General features: G+C 25.8%; 1 protein-coding gene. It reads right to left on the minus strand.

Annotated features, from left to right (window positions below; all coding sequences use genetic code 11):
- A partial coding sequence (locus tag AWT72_RS08530; RefSeq protein ID WP_067143624.1) for a DDE-type integrase/transposase/recombinase occupies positions 1-1,458 on the minus strand: 1,458 nt, incomplete at its 3' end.
- Positions 1,459-1,502: the final 44 nt, after the last annotated feature.

Consider the following 1,502-nt stretch of genomic DNA (forward strand, 5'->3'; position numbering starts at 1 on the left):
TAAATTGTCTACTTTAACATTTTTATCAATAAAATTTAAAGTGTTCTTAAATTTGCCTTTTTCACGACGCATATAATTGTAATAAAACATCCAAAGTTCAAAAGAATACCTAGCACCTTGAATATTAAAGTATCCAGTAGTAATACGATATGATTCTTTGAATACTCTATTAAGTCTTTCTATCTTTTGTTTAGCTATACGAGTTTTAGCATCTTCGCCTTTAACTTCCTCTAGCCCTTTAACAGAAGTATGATTGATTTCAATACCTAATTCTTTTTGAATAAATTGCAGAGCCATAGGATAAGCAGTATACATATCAGACATCACATAAAGTTTTTCTGGTTTTTGTTTATAACATTCAATAAGTTTTAAAAATACAGTAGCACAAGCATTAAAATCTCTTTTCTCAGAAATGTGATAGGTTATTAAATTTTTATGTATAAGATCGTAGAGTATCCAAACATAATGCTTTTTACCTTTAATCTTAATGTATGTTTCATCACCAACAATATTATTAGAGATGTTTTCTGATTTGTTAATTGTATTAAGGTATATAACTAATTTTGCAGCCATACTACAATAAGTATTGATAGTTGTATGAGATATATCAATATCATAAAAATCTTTCATAGCAGAAGCAGTATCTCTATTAGATAGTTTTAGGTTAACCTTGTAGGATATAACAAGAGAAAAAATTTTAGAATTAAAATTTCTAAATATAAAATTAGTTTTAGGTTTATCAAGTTCACTATCTTTAATGAATTTAAAGACATTGTTTATTGATAATTTAATATCACGATAAATATAAGAAATTTTATCTTGTTTATTTAATTTTCCAAATTTGTCTATGATTTGTAATTTTCTTTGTTTTCTGTAAGAACATTTTTTGTTTTTACAAACATAAACATCAAAAGCAGTTCTAGAAACTCTAAAACCAAGTTTTTTAGAACAATATGGACAATAAAAGTTCGAGATATCAATTTCAGGTTCTGCATTATTGAATATAAAGGTTTTAAAACAAAGTTTACACCTTTTTTGAATTTTGGTATGTAAATAATGCCATTCTTTAGTAGAAGAGCAATTAGGACATATTTGTTCAGGATAAGGGAAATCAGGCTTTAAATAAGCTTTAGAGTGCTTGTAATTACCATTAGATAGTATTTGCTTGTAATCTAATAAGGGTTCATCTATTATGGGAGTTTTAATAGCTTCTTTATCTAATTTGAAGTACTCATACACTGGAGAATGAGAAGTATCATCTTTGGGGTCAATATATGTCCCTAAAAGTTTTTTGATTTTAGTTTTAAGTTTTGAGTTAATTTTTTTGGAAGAAGTAAGAGCTTTTTTAAGTTTTTTATTCTCTTCAGTTAAAGTATTTATAGAAGCTTGAAGCTCTAAATTAGAATTAATTAAATTAAAGTATTGAATATTATTAGTAAAACATTGTATAATTGACATGTGATATCACCCTTTCTTGGTTGTGTTTTGCGATTCAATTATAC

Source organism: Oceanivirga salmonicida, assembly GCF_001517915.1.
GTDB classification, from domain to species: Bacteria; Fusobacteriota; Fusobacteriia; order Fusobacteriales; family Leptotrichiaceae; genus Oceanivirga; species Oceanivirga salmonicida.